Origin of the sequence: Thauera sp. K11 (assembly GCF_002354895.1) — a bacterium.
Taxonomy (GTDB): domain Bacteria; phylum Pseudomonadota; class Gammaproteobacteria; order Burkholderiales; family Rhodocyclaceae; genus Thauera; species Thauera sinica.
On record NZ_CP023439.1, the window covers coordinates 2464488 to 2483495 of the forward strand.

The 19008-nt window shown below is 62.4% G+C and carries 16 protein-coding genes; all 16 read right to left on the reverse strand.

Features of this window, described 5'->3' with window-relative positions; all coding sequences use genetic code 11:
* Window positions 1-3 precede the first annotated feature (3 nt).
* The 16 genes from dmpH to CCZ27_RS10840 all read right to left on the reverse strand — a co-directional run bounded on the left by dmpH (window position 4) and on the right by CCZ27_RS10840 (window position 18869).
* The gene (gene dmpH / locus CCZ27_RS10765) at window positions 4-807 is read right to left on the reverse strand and encodes a 2-oxo-3-hexenedioate decarboxylase (RefSeq protein WP_096448061.1); all 804 of its coding nucleotides are present in this window, start codon (window positions 805-807) and stop codon (window positions 4-6) included.
* Window positions 804-1601: a 2-oxopent-4-enoate hydratase gene (gene dmpE / locus CCZ27_RS10770; protein WP_096448063.1), complete on the reverse strand. Its 798-nt coding sequence runs from the start codon at window positions 1599-1601 to the stop codon at window positions 804-806. The genes dmpH and dmpE overlap by 4 nt, the downstream gene beginning before the upstream one ends.
* 8 nt (window positions 1602-1609) lie before the next feature.
* Window positions 1610-3070 (reverse strand): 2-hydroxymuconic semialdehyde dehydrogenase, encoded by a 1461-nt coding sequence (locus tag CCZ27_RS10775; protein ID WP_096448065.1) that lies wholly within the window; start codon window positions 3068-3070, stop codon window positions 1610-1612.
* 222 nt (window positions 3071-3292) lie between these two features.
* Complete coding sequence (locus tag CCZ27_RS10780; protein ID WP_096448067.1) at window positions 3293-4354, reverse strand: NADH:ubiquinone reductase (Na(+)-transporting) subunit F; 1062 nt, start codon at window positions 4352-4354, stop codon at window positions 3293-3295.
* A gap of 10 nt (window positions 4355-4364) precedes the next feature.
* Window positions 4365-4721: a phenol hydroxylase subunit P4 gene (locus CCZ27_RS10785; protein ID WP_096448069.1), complete on the reverse strand. Its 357-nt coding sequence runs from the start codon at window positions 4719-4721 to the stop codon at window positions 4365-4367.
* Window positions 4722-4793: 72 nt separating this feature from the next.
* Window positions 4794-6311 carry a YHS domain-containing protein gene (locus CCZ27_RS10790; protein WP_096448071.1) on the reverse strand — a complete coding sequence of 506 codons (1518 nt, stop codon included), beginning with the start codon at window positions 6309-6311 and terminating at the stop codon, window positions 4794-4796.
* Between the two features lie 14 nt (window positions 6312-6325).
* The gene (locus CCZ27_RS10795; protein ID WP_004252884.1) at window positions 6326-6595 is read right to left on the reverse strand and encodes an MmoB/DmpM family protein; all 270 of its coding nucleotides are present in this window, start codon (window positions 6593-6595) and stop codon (window positions 6326-6328) included.
* 9 nt (window positions 6596-6604) lie between these two features.
* Complete coding sequence (locus tag CCZ27_RS10800) at window positions 6605-7597, reverse strand: aromatic/alkene monooxygenase hydroxylase subunit beta (RefSeq protein ID WP_096448073.1); 993 nt, start codon at window positions 7595-7597, stop codon at window positions 6605-6607.
* 47 nt (window positions 7598-7644) lie between these two features.
* The gene (locus tag CCZ27_RS10805) at window positions 7645-7929 is read right to left on the reverse strand and encodes a phenol hydroxylase subunit (protein ID WP_004252880.1); all 285 of its coding nucleotides are present in this window, start codon (window positions 7927-7929) and stop codon (window positions 7645-7647) included.
* A gap of 11 nt (window positions 7930-7940) precedes the next feature.
* Window positions 7941-8870, reverse strand: a complete 930-nt coding sequence (locus tag CCZ27_RS10810) for a catechol 2,3-dioxygenase (RefSeq protein WP_096448075.1) — start codon at window positions 8868-8870, stop codon at window positions 7941-7943.
* 355 nt (window positions 8871-9225) lie between these two features.
* The gene (locus tag CCZ27_RS10815; protein WP_096448077.1) at window positions 9226-10920 is read right to left on the reverse strand and encodes a sigma-54-dependent Fis family transcriptional regulator; all 1695 of its coding nucleotides are present in this window, start codon (window positions 10918-10920) and stop codon (window positions 9226-9228) included.
* A 169-nt stretch (window positions 10921-11089) separates the two neighbouring features.
* Window positions 11090-12124, reverse strand: a complete 1035-nt coding sequence (locus tag CCZ27_RS10820) for a universal stress protein (protein WP_096448079.1) — start codon at window positions 12122-12124, stop codon at window positions 11090-11092.
* 18 nt (window positions 12125-12142) lie between these two features.
* Window positions 12143-14542 carry an efflux RND transporter permease subunit gene (locus tag CCZ27_RS10825; protein WP_096448081.1) on the reverse strand — a complete coding sequence of 800 codons (2400 nt, stop codon included), beginning with the start codon at window positions 14540-14542 and terminating at the stop codon, window positions 12143-12145.
* Complete coding sequence (locus CCZ27_RS10830; protein ID WP_096448083.1) at window positions 14542-15657, reverse strand: WD40/YVTN/BNR-like repeat-containing protein; 1116 nt, start codon at window positions 15655-15657, stop codon at window positions 14542-14544. Before CCZ27_RS10830 ends, CCZ27_RS10825 begins: the two co-directional genes overlap by 1 nt.
* Before the next feature lie 135 nt (window positions 15658-15792).
* Complete coding sequence (locus CCZ27_RS10835) at window positions 15793-17148, reverse strand: DUF1329 domain-containing protein (protein WP_096452421.1); 1356 nt, start codon at window positions 17146-17148, stop codon at window positions 15793-15795.
* 32 nt (window positions 17149-17180) lie between these two features.
* Window positions 17181-18869, reverse strand: a complete 1689-nt coding sequence (locus CCZ27_RS10840) for a DUF1302 domain-containing protein (protein WP_096452423.1) — start codon at window positions 18867-18869, stop codon at window positions 17181-17183.
* Window positions 18870-19008: the final 139 nt, after the last annotated feature.

A 19008-nucleotide genomic window follows, 5' to 3' on the forward strand; every position in this document is an offset into this window, starting at 1 on the left:
GGCTTACTCGACAAAGCGCATCGACACGCTGCCAAGTTCCTGGAAGCGGGCAGTCACGCTGTCACCCGGCTTGACTGCAACCGCTTCGGTGATCCCGCCACTCATGACGAAACTTCCGGCGGGCAAGGTTTCGCCGAGCTCGGCGAGGATATTCACCAGCATGGCGATGGCGTCAGCGGGATGGCCCATCACCGCTGCGGATGCCCCCATGCCGACGATCTCGCCATTCTTCTCCATCACCACGCCGAGCGTTCTGAGGTCGAGTTCATCGACATAGCGCGCTCGCCCACCACCGACGAAACGCGCCGACGAGCCGTTGTCGGCAATGACGCTGGCCAGATCGAACTTGAATCCCGAAAAGCGCGAGTCGATGATCTCGACCGCCGGCAGCACGTAGTCCGTCGCGTCCAGCACGTCCTGGCGCGTGCAGCCGGGACCGGCCAGCGCCTTCTTCATCACGAATGCCACTTCGCACTCGACGCGCGGATGCACCAGGTCGGACGTCGAGATCGCGGCGTTTTCGGGGCGCGCCATGCGATCGGTGAGGAAGCCGATCGACGGCACACTGACCCCCATCTGCTGCATCTTCGCCTTCGATGTGAGCCCGGCCTTCCAGCCCACCAGCTTGTGGCCCTTGGCGATGAAGCGACGGCGCAGTTCGTTCTGGACCGCATACCCATCACCGATCGTCATGCCGGGATATTCGTCGGTCAGCTTGGGGATGGCGTAGGCCCGGGTCTGCGCGCCTTCGACGCGCTCGCAGAGGCGAACGATGTCCTCGCGGGACAAGGTGATGTTCATGCTCATACCGCACTGCTCCCGGAAAACTTGACGTGACAACTACCGAGGCCGCCCACCGTGCACACCAGCTCGTCGCCATCGACCACCGGCACCAAGGCCGACTGCGAGCCCGACAGGATCAACTCGCCCGCCTTGAACGGGATGCCGAGCTCGCCGAGCGTATTGGCAAGCCAGGCCACGGCGTTCGCCGGCGAACCCTGCACCGCCGCACCGACGCCAGTGGAGAACACCTCGCCATTCTTCTCCAGCACCATGCCGGCGAGGGTGATGTCGAGCTTGCGCGGGTCTCCCTTGGTCTTGCCAAGCACATAGACGCCGCACGACGCGTTGTCTGCCACGGTGTCCTGGATCTTGATGTTCCACGCCGTGACGCGCGAATCGACGATCTCGAAACAGGGCACGACGTAGTCGGTGGCGCGGATTACATCCATCGCGGTGACGCCAGGCCCCTTCAGGTCTTCCTTGAGCACGAAGGCCAGTTCGGCCTCGGCCTTGGGCTGGATCAGGGTGCTCAGGTCGAGCGTGTCGCCTTCCTGATAGACCATGCCCGAGGTCAGCATGCCGAAGTCGGGCTGGTAAACACCGAGGAAGTCCTGCACCGGCTTGCTGGTCGCACCGATCTTCTTGCCGACGATGGTTTCGCCTGCCGCCAGTCGTCGGGCAACGAATCGCTCCTGGATCCGGTACGCATCGGCGATGGTGATGTCGGGTTCGCGCTCACGTAGCGGAGCGACCGTGCGGCGGTCGCGCCAGCACTCGTAAAGCTCGTCGCCGTACTGCTTGATCTTGCTGTCGTCCATGATTCGCCTCAGAGCTTGACGCAGACGTTGCGCGTTTCGGTGTAGAACTCGAGCGAATGCACGCCGCCTTCGCGCCCGATGCCGGACTGTTTCGAGCCGCCGAACGGCGTGCGCAGATCACGAAGGAACCAGCTGTTCACCCAGGTGATGCCAACCTCGATGCGTGCGGCCATGCGGTGACCACGCGCCAGGTTTGTGGTCCAGATGGTGGTCGACAGACCATAGACGTTGTCGTTGGCGAGATTGACCACTTCATCCTCGGAGTCGAAGGGACGGATGTGGCAGCACGGCCCGAAGATCTCCTCGCGCACAACGGCGGCATCGTCAGACAGGCCGGTCCAGATCGTCGGTTGCACCCAGGCCCCATCCGCCAGCTCGCCCGCCATCTCGGGAACCCCACCGCCGGTCACGACGGTTGCGCCCTCCTCCACCGCCTTGCGGTAGTAGGACAGCACCTTCTCGCGATGCTCGTGGCTGATCAGCGGACCGTAGTTCGCGTCGTGATCCTCGGGCCGCCCGTACTTCACCGCCTCGGCCCTGGCCTTAAGCGCCTGCACGAAACGCTCGAAGATCGGCCGCTCGACATAGACGCGCTCGGTACCGAGGCAGACCTGCCCAGTATTGAGGAAGGACGAACGGAAGATGCCTTCCACCGCAGCATCGAAATCGCAGTCGGCGAAGACGATGCCGGCATTCTTGCCGCCCAGTTCGAAGGACACGTCGCGCATGCCTTCCGAGGCTGCCTTCATGATGGCCGTACCAGTTCGGGTTTCGCCGGTGAAGGTGATCGCGTCGACGCCCGGGTGCTGGGTCAGGAACTCACCGGCCGAATCCGGCCCGAAACCGTGCACGACGTTGTACACGCCCTTCGGGATGCCGACCGCGTTCATCACCTCACCCAGCAGCGCCGCCGTCTGCGGCGACTCCTCGGACGGCTTGACCACCACCGTATTGCCGCATGCCAGCGCGGGCCCGACCTTCCAGGTCATCAGCATGAAGGGCGCGTTCCACGGGCAGATGACGCCGATCACCCCCTTCGGCACGCGCATCGCGTAATTCAGCGCGCCGCGCCCGTCCGGCGTCGCCATCTGGAACGACTCGGACGCCACATTCTTGATGACGTCGGCGAACACCTTGAAATTGGCCGCGCCACGCGGAATGAACACATGGCGCATTACATGGCTGGGCTGACCGGTGTCGGCCATCTCGGCGGCAACGAAATCCTCGAAACGCCGCGTGATCTCGTTGGCGACGCCATACAGCAGATCGACACGCTGCTCGGTCGTCAGGCCGCCCCACTCGCCCCGCAGCGCGGCACGCGCTGCCCTGACGGCAGCATCGACCTCAGGACGGCCCGCCTCGGTGACGGAGGCGATGACCCGGTTGTCGAGCGGCGAGCGCTTCTCAAAGCGACGACCGCTAACCGAGGCCTGGTACTCGCCAGCGATGAAGTTTTCTACAAGACGCATGGTCCCCCCACATATGAAGTTGTTAGCCAGTCCGTCCGGGATCTCCGTCGAACACCGCTTGGAATCACCGTGTCACGGGCCCTTGACTGCAGCTTGAGTAAGAGTCTAGAAAAGACACGAAATACCGTCTAATACTTTGTTATCGATTCATTAATACCTATTAGGTATGTATACACGACAAAAAAAGAGGCGCACGCGGCGCCCCGGATCGTGCATCTGCCCTCAGATCGCTTTGAACAAGGGACTCCGGACCTGTTGTGCGTCCGCTGCGGAGATGAACTTCTCGGTGTAGATGTCGCGCTCGAACAAGCGACCCTGCATCAGCGTCGTGATGCACGCCTCGATCATCAAGGGCGGCCCGCACAGATAGGCCTTGTTGCCACGGAAATCATTGTCGAACGCCGCTTTCGCCGCCTCATGCACAAAGCCGCGGAAACCGCTCCAGTCAGACCCCTCCGGCTCGTGCGACAGCGCCGGCACGTAACGGAAGTTGTCGTGCTTCTCGGCCAGCGCGAGAAACTCGTCGTGGTAGTAGAGCTCGCTGCGATTACGCTGCCCATAGACCAGCGTAATGGGCAGTTCGAACCCCTCTTCCAGAAGGTCGAGGATCATCGAACGCGGGCTCGACAGCCCCGAACCGCCGGCCATGAAAACGACGGGCACCTTCGCCGATTTCTTTACGAAGAAGCGACCATAGGGTCCGCTGAGGCGCATCCGATCACCGGCCAGCAGCTTCTCGTGGATGTAAGTCGTGGCTTCACCACCAGGCACGATGCGGATGTTGAGTTCGATCTCGTCGCACTGCGAGGGCACGCTGGCGATCGAGAACGCACGGCTGCCGATTGCGCCCGGCAGTTCGAGGTTGATGTACTGACCGGCCTGAAAGCGGATGCCTTCAGGATCATCGAGCTTGATCCAGACGCCCTTGATCGTCGGCGTCAAGGTCTCGATCCGGCTCACCACGCCATCGAAATCGCGCACCGGCAGATTTTCGGCATCCGGGTCTTCCTCGATCTCGGCTTCGATGACGAGGTCGCTCTCTGCCCGGGCACAACAGGCCAGGCACTTGCCTTCATCCCGCTCGAAATCCATCAGGGCGAAAGTCGAAGCCTCGCCATGATCGATCTCGCCATCGGTCACCTGAATCTTGCAGGTCGCACACAGCCCGTGACAGCAGGCATGCGGCAGATAGATGCCGGCGCGCAGTGCCGCATCGAGAATCGTCTGCCCCTCCTCGATCTCGATGGTCTGGCCAAGCGGCTCGATGGTCAGTTCGTAACTCATCGCTACGCCCTCAGGCCACTTTAAGCAAGGAGTTGAGGCCAGGGGTGTGGAAGCGGATCTGATCCTTGTGTCCGATGCCGTTCTCGGCAAGGCTCTTGGAGAAATCCGGTGTGAAGGGCTTGTTGTCCTTCATCCACTCGACCTTCTTCCAGTCCAGCGCAGCGCTGTCGGGGTCCGGCGCGACAAGCGCCGTCAGCGGCCCATTCACCATCTCGCCGAAGGGCATGTCGATGGGCAGGCACATCATCAGGGACGAGGCAAAGAGCAGGTGGTGATCCCAGCTCGCATAGACGATCTGTTTGCCACCGAAGTGCTCGATGCTATCGCGCGGCACACCGATGTATTCCTTGAGTGCGGTCACAGCCATGATTCAGTCTCCATTTTTTTGGTAACAGCGCGCGCCCATGTCCAGGGCGCGCGCTCTGCCGTCAGATGCGGGTCAGCGGTTCGACGTGGCGAGGTTGCGCCATTCGTTGAAGTGTTTCTGATCCCGCGATCCGTCGTAATCGCCGTTATCCGAGCCATCACGCAGGCCGACCCAGTCCATCCACGCGGGTACGTCACCGCCGAACTCCCTGAACAGCGCCGGCATCGGCAGCCAGGCCTGGATGTACTTCTCCGGCTCGTGCTCGAAGATGTCCTTGCAGCCGTCGGAGCAGAACTGGTACTTCTCGCCCTTGTAGACCGTTTCACGATGGCAGATCATCGTCGGATCGTCGGGCTCGGTAAACACGCTCGGCAACTGGCAGCACTGGCACAGGCGCGCCAGGCCGAAGTTCTTGAACGGCGTACCAGCGGCCTTCAGCTTCTTGATGTGCTCCCAGCGCGGGCGGTAGTACTTGTCGAAGGTGGTCGGATACTTGGCCGACAGCCAGTCCATGTCCTCCTCGGGCGGGATCCAGCTGTGGAAGGACGTGCCGAAGCTCCACTGGTACAAGCCCAGCATGAACTGGTGCGACATGTGGTCGATCGCCTTTTCGGCGTCATCCCAGCCCTTCGGCGGACGGATGCCGTAGCGCGCCAGATCGCGGAACAGCGCGCCGCCGTTCTCCACGCCGTAGATCTCCCAGGCCTCACGCCAGGACATCACGCGCTTGGGCAGCATGTAATCCATCATCGTGCTGACCAGCCCCAGCACGCGGAAGCCGCGCCAGAACCACTTGTCGATCCAGGCCTGCACGATCGGCAGGTTGTCCGGGTCCTGCTCCAGCATGAACTTGATGCACTCCAGGCCCAGCGTCATGTGGCGTGCTTCGTCCGACTGCGCGGAGAAACCGAAGGTCACCGTCGCCATGTCGCCGTTGTAGGCGGCACCGGACATGAAGGGCACGAACAGCAGGTTCGTCAGCACGTACTCGAACGAGAAGCCGATCGCGATCATGAACTCGAACGGCCCGGCAGACATCGCATCGTCGAAGAAGGAACGCGCCACCGAGGTGTACCAGATGCGGTCGCGCGCATCGACGAAGGCATGGAAGCCGTCGTAGTAGCGGTTGTAGTTCGACATCGCATGGATCTGTGTCTGCGCATGGCGGATCTCGTCGATCGCCTGCATCTGACACGCCACCTGCGTGCCGACACCCGGAAACTCACGGCCGGCGCGGGAAAAACCTTTATGGGCGGCGTATTCGCCCGGGCTGATCGCCTGCAGGAAGATCTTCAGCGCCGACAGATAGCGTGCGTCGGTGAGGTTAAGGTGGCCGTTGTTCTGCGCATGGGCGTCGATGATGGCGTAGAACTTGCGCTCCTTCTCGGCCTGGTATTTCCAGTAGGCATCCATCGTCAGGCGGAACGGGTCTTCCCACTTGTCCCAATCGTGAACCTTGATGCCTTCGTACTTGACGTACGGAAACAGCGCATCCTTCGACTGATAGCTCGGCTCCCAGCCCAGATCACGCGTCAGTGCGCGATAGCGCTCTTTCATACCCAGCTTCTTCTTGGCAACTTTCATGTCCATGGTGCGCTCCTCGCTCAGCTGTTCCAGGTCAGGGTCAGCGTGTCTTCGTCTTCGTCCACGTTGCCCGAGAGGGTGATCAGGTTGATTTGCAGTTCCTGAAGATCAAATGCACGCCCGAGTTGCTCCTCGATGGTCTCGCGACGGATCACGAGATGATCGGGCGCATCGATCTTCACCATCGCCGGCTGGCGATTGACGACGGCCTTCGGGTTGTCGATCTCGATGGCATCGATGATCGGACGGGTTTCTTCGTTGGCTTGTAGGGCAATGAATACGGTCGACATTGCGACTCCTCAGAGAGTGATCCCGGTTTTCTGGATGCGCTGCTTGAATGCGTCGACCTGTTCGGCAATGGCGTCATCAGCCTCCTTGCCCAACACCAGCTCGATCACCGGTAGCAAGGCTGAGGTAGCACGGTTGCTCCAATCGTTGATCCAGCCTTGAAGCACTTCGCGGTTGGCGTCGGATTCGGCCGCAGCCACCTTCAACACGGCGTCCACCCACTTGCGCGTTTCGTCGAACCACTCGGCCATGAACTGGGTGAGCATCGCAACGGCGCTCGCGCCCTTGACCGACAGGTAGTCATCGACGATGCGCTCATAGACCAAGGGGTACAGGAGCCCATCGAGCACAACGTTCTGCGCCACGAAGAGCTCGACCGGATCGCGCACCACCATGCTGTCCTCGACGTAGCGGCGCAGGGCCTGCCACGCGGCATCCTCCATCCAGGCCTTCTTCCCCGCTTCCAGCGCCTCGACGTCGCCCAGCAGCAAGCCAAGACGCGACAGGTATTGCGCAATACCCAGGTTGTCCATGGCGTGGTACATGCACGGCTGGGTGAAGGTGGTGCCGAAACCGTAAGCACAGATGAAGGTGTTGTTCTGGTTGGCACCCCAGGCCGCATGGCGCAGCGGGACCAGCAGACGCAAAGCGGCTTCGCGCAGTTCAGGCGCCATCATGTCGCCGAGGCCGCGCGACTCGACGAAATCGAAGTTGGCCTCGGTGGTGTCCTGCTGACGAGCCCGCGTCAGGGTATAGGTGCTGTAGTAGAACTGGCGCGGGTCTTTCAGCGCGTACCAGTCCTTCATCACGATCTTGCTGATGCTGGGGTCGTAGAGCTGCTGCTCCGGATCCCAGGTCGGCAGATAGTGCAGGTTCTCGGCGGCCTGAATGTCGTAGCTCCCCTCCTGGTAGCGCGACGCCGGCTTGTCGCCGAAACGACGCACCAGGTGGTCGAACGCATTGCGCTGAGGCTGGATGCTGACGGTACGAAGATCGATCTGCATGTAAATGTCTCCTTTCACGCCTCCACTGGAGGCGCCCTTCTTACGGTTTATCTGAAGCGCGTGTGGGTCGCGTCTGCGAGCCGCCAGTTGAAGTCGTCCGGCGTCTTCTCCCGATGCTCTTCGCTGTCTGCCGCGAGCATTTCCACCGCATTGGCGGCGCAGAACTCCTCGAAAGCCGCCTTGCTCAGGATCATCTCGACGAACAGCTCAGGCTCGCCAATCGCAAAGTCGAACTCGACAAAGCCATTCGGCCGCTCGCCGGTGACCCGCACGAAGCGGCGGGAGGTGTCGAACTCGCTGGGGGGCGTCGTCGCCCTTTCGGTCGCAGTCATGGCGATACCGCTCAGGTCACGACGGTCAGGAAGGTCTCGTGCAGCTTGCGCTGCGGGTAATCCAGACCCTGGCCGAAGTTGTCGAAGGTCCATGTCAGCGTCTCGTAGTCCGGATAAGGCTGGTAGCCGCCCATGAAGGTCTCGAAGCGGTTACCGGACGGATCCCAGGCGTAGATCGTGCAGCCACGCGTCACACCGTGGCGGGTCGGGCCGATATCGACCGGCACCTTGTTCATCGACATGATGTCGCCCGCGCGCAGCACCTGCTCCCAGGTCTCCATCAGGAAGGAGCAGTGGTGCAGCTTGCCCTTCTCGGGATACTCGGCGAAGGCGATGTCATGCACCTTGTGCGAGCACGACAGCCAGATCGCCGCATTGCCTTGACCATCGGGCGTGAGCACACGCTCGACGAGGTAGAAGCCGAGCACCTCGGTGAAGATCTTCTGCACTTCGGCCACATTCGGGCCGTAGAGCAGGGCATGGTCGAGCCGGACCGGGCCAATGCCATGTTCGCGCTGGGCACACCACGGCGCCGGATTGACCAGATCGATACCGTTACCGACCGCCTTCTTCTCGGCATAGAGTTCGATCAGATGGCCCGAGGGCAGCTCGAAACGCACGCGCTCGCCGGTTTCGAGCAACTCGCCGGCGGGGATCCGCTCGGTCTTGAGCCCGTAGGCCTGAAGATCGGCATCGAGCTTGTCGAGCGTGGCGCGGTCCAGGACGCGGAAGCCAAAGAAGTCGATTCCCGCCGAATCAGCCTGGCGGATGATGTAGCTGTTGTGATCGCGCTCATCCCAGCACTTGAAATACACCCGTCCCTGCGCATCACGCCCGGTTTCCACCAGACCCAATACGTCGCGATAAAACTTCACGCTCTCTTCGAGATCCAGCACGCGAACCTGCGCGTGCCCGGGGCGCAGCACTCCAGTCATTGCCATTGAGGTGTCTCCTGTTTCGACTGTGAAAGTGGGCTGAGCAGACCGTACAAAAGCGTCAAGCATCAACCCTGTTTATTTATCTTTCACATCTACTTATGCAGACGCCGTGCCAGACGCATCAAGCTTTTGTTTTTATTGATTTTTATCAAAAATAGGAACCGCACTCACAAAGCACCACCTTACGTTTTTGTACGGCCCCCGTTTTGTCCTTACAAAACCGTCACGGTGCAGCGCAACACAAACCTCGAGTCGGTCATTCGCACGCATGCTGCACTCGACGCAGAAGCCAGAAATGCAGATGGCCGCGGATCACGCGGCCATCTGCATACAACTCATCGATTCAAGGCGGAGACATTCAGTTGCTCTGCGGTTTTCCCTCGCCGTCGCACTGCTTCAAGCGATAAGCCAACTGGCGACGGGTGATCCCCAGCAGGCGTGCCGCATGGGTCAGGTTGCCACCCGAGCGTTGGACGGCGAGATTCAGCAGCCTCGCCTCGTGCGCTTCAAGGTCGAAGCCTTCCGCACCCAGCAGGGTTTCGCACAGCCGATCGCGGTCTGCCATGACAACATCCCCCACCACACCCTCACGCCCCACCTCCGCACCACTCGTCTCAAGTCCCGGCGCGCCACCGGCAAACAAGTGATCGACCTCGATCTGCCCGCCCGACGGCGCAAGCAATACGCCGCGCTCGATCAGGTTCTCAAGTTCGCGGATGTTGCCCGGCCAGTCATAGGACATCAGCGCCTGCATGGCGCGGTCGGTCAGCCCCTTGATGGTCTTGTGATAGCGGGGCGCGTATTTCTCCAGCATCGACGCCACCAGCAGCGGGATGTCAGGTTTTCTGTCGCGCAGCGGCGGAATGGTCACCGGGTAGGTCGCGAGTCGGTAATAAAGATCCGATCGAAAGCGCCCTTCGGCAATCGCCTGCTGCAGATTGACGTTGGTTGCAGCAACCAGGCGGACGTTCACCTTACGCGTCTTGTCATCGCCCAGCCGCTCCACCTCTCCCGTCTGCAAGACACGCAGCAACTTCACCTGGGCTGCCAGCGATAACTCACCGAGTTCGTCGAGAAAAAGGGTTCCGCCCTCCGCACGCTCAAAGCGACCGGGCCGTGACTGTTGAGCACCGGTATACGCGCCCTTCTGAACGCCAAACAACTCGGACTCGAGCAGATCATGCGGTATGGCCGCACAGTTGACCGCGATGAAAGGCTGGTCACTGCGATCACTGTTGTCATGAAGCCAGCGCGCAAAAACCTCCTTCCCCACGCCCGTTTCACCGAGCAACAAGACGTTGATCGGGCTGCGTGCGGCCTTCGAGAGCAGATCGAAAGCCGCACGGAATCCCCCCGATGCACCGACCAACTTCCCCGGCTCGTGCCGTTCACGCAGTTGCCCGCGCAACTCGACCAGTTCCGCCTCCATCTCCTGCAACTTCCAGTCGAGGTTCTCGGGGTTGAAATGCAACACATAGGGATCGTCACCCCAGGCTTCCACCGGCTTACCGACGATGGCGCACTTGGGGTCTCCCTTGCAGATGCACTGTGTCTCGCGGAAAACGACCGGACGCCGGAAAAATCGGCTGACATAGCCCGAGGCATAGCCGACCAGCGTCCAGCAGGAAGCTTCATGCCCGACGCCGAACTGCTGCATGTGAGACTCTGCCTCCCATGAGCCTTCCCACTCGACCTCGCCGAAGAAACTACCGGCCTCCCAATCGATGTCAGCCTGTGTGATCTCGGCCTTGACCAGCCCTTCGAAGGCGTGGAGTTCGGGGCCGATGCGAAAAACGTCGTAGTTGTCGCCAACCCCGTACAACTTCGAGGCCAAATCGGCATCCTGCTGCCCGCACATGAAGCCCATCCGCAACAACAAGCCTTGTGCCCGTCGCGGGCCGAGCGAATCGAACAGCTCCTTGCGCAAGGCCCCCATCGCCCTTGCGTGCAAAAGCAGCATCCGATTCTCGTCCAGCCAGATCTGGCCTTTGTCGATGTTGAAACGCAACCTCGAGCGCAGGTTGAACTGCTCGATGAGTCGTTGCTCCGCCATGTCTTCGCTCCGCGCCCGACTCTGAAGTGCGCCTGCTCGACGCCAAGTGGACGAGGGGCGCGGGTCGGTCTGTTCATGTGGCGGCACGATCTGCCGCGCCAAGGGCGAAACGTTACGCGACTGACGCCCCGCTGAATAGCGTCACGTCCCGATCATGCACCCGCCCATGTCACGCCGATTGCCGGCCCACCCGCATGTTCATCAGCCGCGAAAAGAGTCTCCGGAAGGCTTCATCCTCCTCGTGCCCGCGACCTATTTGCGCATTCTCGCGAAACGCGCGTTCGATTCCACCCCAGTCATCATCGCTCAGATGCTCGAGCGCGAGCGGGATGATCATCTTCTCTTCGGCGTTGAGGTGGTTCCACTGCCCGTCGACGAAGCGATCGATGGCCTCGGCCAGAGACGTGCCCGACGAATTCGACGCACCGCCGGCACCCAGGTTCGCCGCCTGCGCCTCGAGTTCGGCCAGCAGCCGACCGCCCTCCTCGTGCTCCTGCTCGAGCACCGCGAGGGTTTCCGCCGCTGCGGGGTGACGCTGCCTGAGTTTGGCAAACAGGAATTCCTCTTCCTTGGGGTGATGAAGGCGCTCGGGAAACGCACGCAGGTAATGCAACATCGATGCGATGAAGCCGTAATCGACCGCCTCTCCCCGACGGGCCAAGGCGGCCTGTTCGCGCAGCCCGCTGCAGATCGCAGCGATCGCCCGATGCTCGTCCTTGATGATGGTGACCGCGGCTTCGGCCGCCGAACAGCGCACGTTGGCCTCGACCGTCGCCACCAGCACCGGTAGCGTGGCATGCGCGAGCACTTTCTGCGTCTGCGAGCCGATCATCAGCGCTTTCAGCCCGCGACGTCCGTGCGAGGCCATGAAAATCAGGTCGCACTGACACTCGGCCGCCGCCTCGAGAATCTGCTCGTAGGCGCGCGCGCCGGTTCGTGCCAGGCCGTCACATTCGACGCCGACCTCCCCTGCCGCGGCAATCGCCTTCGCCAGCAGGGCGTTGGCTTCGCCCAGCGAAGCCTCGGCAAACGCCTCGGGCGACAGCGTGCGCGACAGCGCCCCTTCTCCGGTCGAGCCGTAGTCCTCGCGCATGGTGAAGAAGGTGATGCGCGCCCCCAGCGAGGCGGCGAAGCGCACCGCTTGCGTCACCAGCCGGGCGCCCAAGTCGGAACCGTCGATCGGCACCAAGAGATGTTGATACATGTTCTGTCTCCTTCGCCTTCAGACGGCGATCACTTTCTTCGGCTTGAGCAGGAAATGGCCCAGCGCCGGCAGCAGAATCAGTGCGCCCAGCATGTTCCACACGAACATGAACGCCAGCAGGATACCCATGTCGGCCTGGAACTTGATCGGCGACCACACCCAGGTCGCGACCGCAAGACCAAGCGTGATGCCGGTGAGCACCACCACTTTGCCGGTGAAGATCAGCGCCTTGTAGTAGGCCTCCGATAGACTCATGCCTTCCTTCAGACGTGCGAGGGTGACGGTCATGACGTAGAGCGCGTAATCGACCCCGATGCCCACGCCGAGCGCGATCACCGGCAGCGTCGCCACCTTGACGCCGATGTTGAGCCACACCATCAGGGCCTCGCACAGCACCGAGGTGATCATCAACGGCACCACCGCGCACACAACCGCCTGCCACGAGCGGAAGGTGATGAAGGCAAGCACGATCACCGCCGCGTACACCAGGAACAGCATCTGCACGTTGGCCTTGCGCACGACGATGTTGGTTGCCGCCTCGATGCCGGCGTTGCCGGCCGCGTTGAGGAACCGGATCTGATCCGAACCATACTGGGCGGCGAAGTCCTCGGTGACCTTCACGACGCTGGCCAGGGTGTCGGCCTTGTGATCCTTGAGGTAGGCATACACCGTCAGCAGGTCGCAGTTCTGGTTGAACATCTCCCGCGGCGCGCGGGTGATGATGGCGTTGAGCATGTCCTGCGAACGCGGAATCTCGAGCCACTTCAGGCTGCCCTCGTTCATGCCGGCGTTGGCCACCTTGGCTAGCCCGGCCAGCGAACTGGTCGCCTCGACCCCCGGCAGCTGCTGCAGCGCGCGCTCGAGCGCATCGACCGCCATCAGCGTGTCGTACTGGCCGCAGGCATACTGAGGCGTCTTCACCATGACGATGTAGACGTCGCTGCTCGCTGCGTAGTTGGCGGTCATGAAGGCGTTGTCGCGGTTGTAGCGCGAATCCGGGCGCAACTCAGGGGCACCGGGGTCGGTGTCGCCAATCTTGAGCTGGAAGCTCACGGCCAGCCCGACCGCCCCCATCACCAGACCGACCGCGACCGCGATCGTCGCCCACTTGCGCTGGGTGAAGAGATCGAGGAAGGCCCAGAACGGATGCTTGCGGTGCTCGGCGTCGTTCGCCTCCATCAACTCGGCCTTCAGGCTCCGGGTCGCCGCGACCGGGCTGACGCCGGTGTAGGAGAGCAGGATCGGCAATAGGACGAGGTTGGTGAAGATCAGCACGGCAACGCCAATGCTCGCCGTCACCGCCAACTCCTGGATCACCTGGATATCGATGACCATCAGCACGGCAAAACCCACCGCATCAGCCAGCAGCGCGGTCAGACCGGCGAGGAACAGGCGGCGGAAGGTGTAGCGCGCGGCGACCAGGCGGTGCGTGCCCCGGCCGATGTCCTGCATGATGCCGTTCATCTTCTGCGCGCCGTGGCTCATGCCGATGGCGAAGACCAGGAAGGGCACCAGCACCGAGTAAGGGTCCAGTTCGTAGCCCAGTGTCGGCAGCAGGCCGAGCAGCCACACCACTGCGACGACCGAGCACGCCACGACCAGCAAAGTGCTGCGCAGGCAGCGGGTGTACCAGTACAGCACCGCGGTACAGATCACGATCGCCACGGCGAAGAACATCATGACCTGCTGCAGGCCCTCGATCAGGTCGCCGACGACCTTGGCAAAACCGGTGACGTGGATCTTGATCGAATCGGACTCGTACTTCGACCGCAGCTGCTCGATGCGTTGCGACAGCGCGTGGTAGTCGATGCGCTCGCCGGTCTCGGCGATGCGGTCCTGCAGGGGCACTAAGATGATGCTCGACTGGTAGTTGGCGGCAACCAGCTGCCCGATCTCGCCCGAGCGCTCGACGTTGATGCGGACCTGCTCCAGACTTTCGGGCGACTTGTCGTAGTCGTCCGGAATGACCGGACCGCCATCCAGGCCGTCCTCGGTCACCCCCGTCCAGCGCACGGCCGGTGCCCACAGCGACTTCATGTAGGGGCGATCGACCTCGGGCATCAGGAACAGCTCGTCGTTGAGCTGGCGCACGGTTTCCAGGTAATCCGCGCTGAAGATGTCGCCGTTCCGGGTCTCGACGGCGATGCGCAGGCTGTTGCCCATGCCGGCGAGCTGGCTGCGGTTCTCGAGATAATTGACGATGTAAGGATGGCTCGTCGGAATCATCTTCTCGAACGCGGCATTGAGCCGCAGTCCCATCGCCTGGTAGGCCAGCACGACGGTGACCAGCAGGCACACGGCCACGACGATGAACCGGTTGTTGAAGAGCAGGCGTTCCGGAAGGGAACCCGAGCGGTGATCGAAGTCTGCGATGTCGGCGATGACCGCTTCGGTCGGAAGAGTGTGTGCAACAGCCATTATCTTGATTCCGCAACAAGTTGAGCCGGATCGACCCGTGTCAGTCCACGCACGCCAGACAGCACCACGGCCTTGTCACTGCCCTGCGCCAGTCCGGTCAGTCCGGTCGGAAAGCTGCCTTCGACGGGTTTGAAGCTGCGTCCAGCGTCGCTGCTGCGCATCAGCCGCCCGCTCTCATCGGCCAGGAGGATCGAGCGATCGAGCAGTACCTTGCCGCTGGTCACCGTCACCGGCTGGCCCAGGTCGATCTGTTCCCAGTTGGCGCCCCGGTCGGCACTGCGCCACACGTTGCCCCGCAGCCCATAGGCGAGCAGCGTGTCGCTGTCGATGATCAGTACGCCGAAGAACGTGCCCGGATACGGCGTCTCGAGCTCAACAAAGCGCTGGCCGCCGTCTTCCGAGCGGAACAGTGCGCCCTGCTCGCCCGCGATCAGGACATCGGCGTCGCGCTGCTGGATGGAGTACAGATGCACGCCGCGCGGGTTCGGGATGCGCCCCATCAGGGACTGCCAGGTTTCCCCCCCGTCCTCGGTCATCAGCGCAATGCCATAGGCGCCCACGGCAAAGCCGCGCCGCGCATCGACGAAACGCACCCCCAGGAAGGGCTTGTCGGGGCCTTCTTCGACAAAACGCTGGGCGTCGCGCAAAGCGCGGCCCAGTGACGCATCCCCCGCGGCCGTGCGCGCCTGCACGTCGTCGAGGATGAGTTGCGCCAGCCGGCGGCCCTCCATCTGCAACTGCCAGGTCTCGCCGCCGTCGCGGGTGCGCAGGATCACGCCACTGTGACCGACGGCCCAGCCCTCGGTCGGTGTCGCGAAGTGCACATCGGTCAGCGCGACACTGACCGGTACGGACTTCGCCTGGCGCCAGACCCGACCGCCGTCGTCGGACAGCAGCACGATCCCGCGTACGCCGACACCGACCAGACGCTCGCCCGCCACGGCGACACTGAGCTGCGGCGAGATCTGTGCCCGCAGGTCCGCGGCCGCGGGCGCGTCGAGCAAATCGGGCAGCGCCTGCCGCTGCGCTGCGAACACCGTCGCGGCCGAAGACGCCGCCAGCAAGGCGAATGCAACCGCCGCGACACGCCTGCGGTCCTTGAGCCTGATCACCATGATGCCTGTCCATTAGCTCACCGCGGTGCGAAGCGCTGGCGCGACGCACAGGGATGAAAAATCCAGAGAGAGAGGAGAATTCGCCGACCGGCCCTGCATCACCGTGCAGGGCCGTGGCAAGAGACGCCGATACGATCAACGCGCAGCGTCGGCGGCCACCGCGTCACCGGTGAAATATTTCTCCGGCTTCGGCGTAACGACCTTGAAGTCTTCGTCGTTGAGTGCCTGAATCACGCTCATGGTGCCGGCCTGCAGGTTGAAGACTGTTGCAGTCTTCATCAGCGTCGTCGGGATTTTCGGCACGACGAAGGGCGTGACTTGCGTCGTACGCCACAGCTTGCCTTCAGCGTCGTAGCCGTCCATCAGCGCGATCAGCCAGGTATCTTCGTCCAGGTAGTAGCGACGCTTCGGCACGGCGTGTCGCTTGCCCGGCGCCACAGTCGCCTCGACGACCCAGACCCGGTGCTTCTCCCAACGGACCTTGTCCGGATTCAGGTGATGTTTCGACAGCGCCTCTTCGAGCTTGGCACCCACGAAGCCATTGTTGTTGTAGGGAATCAGCATTTCCTGCTTGCCCACCAGCTTCCATTCAAAGCGATCGAGCTGCCCGAAGAAACCCTGCACTTCGTCGAAGTAGTTCGCGCCCGAGGACACGAAGTCCGGCGTATCGTAAGACACGGTCGGCGCCCGGCGCACGCGACGCTGACCCACCAGATACTGCCAGGCCGCACGAGCATTCTTCTGGTCGATGCTGTCACGGATGACGAGCGACTCGCCGGCCTTGAACGGCGGCTCAAGGGTATTGAACCGGAACATCGAGTACTCGCCCGACCACTTCTCGACCGTCGCATCCTCGTAGAACGGCGGGTACTGGAAGGAGATCTCGTTGCGCGTGGCCAGCGTGTGCGAGCCGTCCGCGTTGCCGACGATGTTCTTGAACCGGTACTCGATCGACGGTGCCTCGACGCGCAGCAGGAAGTTCCACATCACCTCGACGCCTTCCTTGGGAATCGGGAAGGGAATGCCGCCGATGCAATTCTCCAGCGAATAGCCGCCATCCTTCGTGTTGCAGCGGGTGGCGTTCAGCGCCGTGTTGTCGTACACGCGCTGCGGCGCAGCCGCCGTGCGATGCGTGGGATAGACGTCAAGACGGAAGCTGTCCGGGTACTTCTGCAGCAGCGCTTTCGTACCTTCCGAAAGCAGACTGTCGTACTCGGCCATATTCTTCGCGGTGACCTGGTAGACCGGCTTCTCGTTAGCAAAGATCTCGCCGGGGATGTCGCCCACCGACTTGCCTGCCGTCAAAGGCTTGGTGATGCCGCCATCCCAGGCGGGAATGCTCCCGTCCTTGTTGCCGGCCTTCTCCGCACCCAGCGGCGTCAGCGTGCTCTTGAGCTTGGCGGCCTCTTCGGCGGTCACGGCGGCGCCGGCACCTTGTGCAACCAGCAATCCGGCAGCCATCGCCGCCCAAAGCATGTTGTGCTTGATCATCATTCGTCTCCGGAGGTTCTCGTTATGCAGAATCAGAACGTGCGCTGGATCGACAGCGAAATGAAGTCGCGATCGCGATGGAAGTTCTCATAGGAGAGCTCGGACACCGCCGTGTTGTAACGGATGACCGAACCACCCGAACCGAAGTAGTGGGTGTAGTTCAGGCCCGCCTGCCAGGTCTTCTGGTAGTCGGCCTTGACGCCGATGCTGAGGTTGCCGCCCTGCTCCGACGGGAAGAGCACGCCATTCACCGACGAGCGACCGCTCAGGCCATAGGCGAGGCCGATCGGGACCTGCAGGTCGAGACCCGGCGCCACCTGGAAGTACTCGGGGGTGAACACGAACTGGATCGCGCTGGCGTCGCGCGTGGCGAGCGGGTCCAGTTGATCGGCGTTGTCCGTCACCTTCAGGCGGCGGTTGTAGGCGAATTCACCGACGAAGCTCGCGCCATCCCAGAGCGGGCTTGCACCAAGGACGCTGATGGCCGACAGGTTCAGATGCATCGTGCGGCCCTTGGGGAAGGCGGCATTGTCGTCGCCGTCGGCCGTGGTGTTGCCCGGCAGGATCATCGTGATACCGCTGCCGACCAGCGGCATGTTGTCGCGGAAGGACAATTCACCCGCAACGTTGGTCTCGCCGAGCAAGGTGCTGAAGCTGGCGCCGACGGTACGGATGTTTTCACCGTACACCATGACGTAGTCACCGACGCTTCCCGGCTTCACATTGACACCCGGACGCACATAGAACTGCGGCATCTTGTCGTGGAACTGGGCCGCATAGAAACCGTATTCGGAATCACCCGCCTTGAAGCGGATCTGCACCCCGCCCTGACCCGAATCCTTGGCTTCGATGTCGTCACCACGAAACACTTCGGCGCCGGGCCCAAGAATGAGGCGCTCCCCGCCGTCATCCACAAAGTCGACAAAGCTGAAATAGCTCCCGGCCGCCGGCAACCGCGACTTGCGCCACTCGGCCTGGTAGTAGGCGCCCACCGTCACATCGGCGTTGATCTGCAGCGTGGCCGAGACCTGTCCAACCGGACGCGCAACCTCCTTGAACTGCGAGTTCGGCACGGACAGGGCGCGCGCCAGATCGAGCGGCGTCTGCGCACCGGCAATACCGTTGGAGCCGAAGAACAGGCTCTCGCCATACAACTGGGTGAAGCGACCGGCCTTGAGGTTGAGGTTCATGCCGCCCGGCGCGAAGCTGCCATACACGAAGGCGTCGAGGAACTCCGCCTTGCGTCCATGCAGCTTCTCGGTGTCGCGGGTGAACTCGTTGTACGGACGGGAGCGCTGATTCAGCAGCGCGCCGCCGAGCGCACCCGGGTTGTCGTTCGACTCGTTGTAGACCTGGTCGTACCAGGCCGCACCGCTGACGCGAAAGCCGTAATTGCGCTTGAAGCGAAAATCGAACTCCGAGAGCAGGTCGAGGCGGTTTGAGACCAGGCCGCGCCCGAAATTCTGGTCGCCGTCGTTGGTGTTGACCTGCGGCCCGATCGAGTTGTCGGCCACCCCCGCATCCACACCCCGCACACGCCAGCTCGCGCTGTACTTGACGGTGTTGTCCCACGACATCCTGATGTCGGGGTTGCCCGTGTCGATCTGGAATGCCAATGCCGTCCCGGAAACGGCCAAGCCTGCACATGCGCTGGTCACTGCGCGGCAGAGCAGGCTTCTACGGATCCTGGCCGGGCAGCGCGGCGGCGTTTTTTTTTCCATGCCTTCCTCCTCTATCTGGTATTGGAATCCCGATTCCATGTGGAGCTTGCCGGGATGGTCCGAACCATATAGAGGGCGCGAAATGCAGTCCAATACCGATTTATGGACCCATCAATACCTTTAAGGTATGCTCACATCG